Source organism: Streptomyces sp. NRRL WC-3618 (assembly GCF_001280005.1).
Classification (GTDB): Bacteria; Actinomycetota; Actinomycetes; order Streptomycetales; family Streptomycetaceae; genus Streptomyces.
Genome location: NZ_LGDW01000367.1, coordinates 1 through 304, shown reverse-complemented (window position 1 = coordinate 304; position 304 = coordinate 1). Strand labels below are relative to the sequence as shown.

Here is a 304-nt window from a genome sequence, read left to right as displayed (position 1 = left end):
CGTACGTGGGCAGGTCCACGCGGCGTCGGGAGTCGGCCGGTGCGTACAGCGAGGCGAAGTCGACCTCGGCCCCGCGCACGTGGAGCCGGGCGAGGGCGGTCAGGAAGGTGTCCGGCTCCGGTCGGTTCTTGCTTACGGCAGCTATGAGCCCGGCCTGCGCGGCCGGGTCGGTGAGGGTGTCGTGCGCCATGGCCGTCAGCACGGCGTCAGGGCCGAGCTCAAGGAGCGTCGTCGCGCCGAAGTCGGTGAGGGCGCCGAGACCGTCGTGGAAACGGACCGCCTCGCGAATGTGCCGGACCCAGTA

1 protein-coding gene is annotated in these 304 nt (G+C 71.7%); it reads right to left on the bottom strand.

The genetic code is table 11. From position 1 onward, the window contains the following. The coding region (locus ADL01_RS26590) for an acyltransferase domain-containing protein (RefSeq protein ID WP_159049635.1) at positions 1–304 on the bottom strand (304 nt) is incomplete at both ends.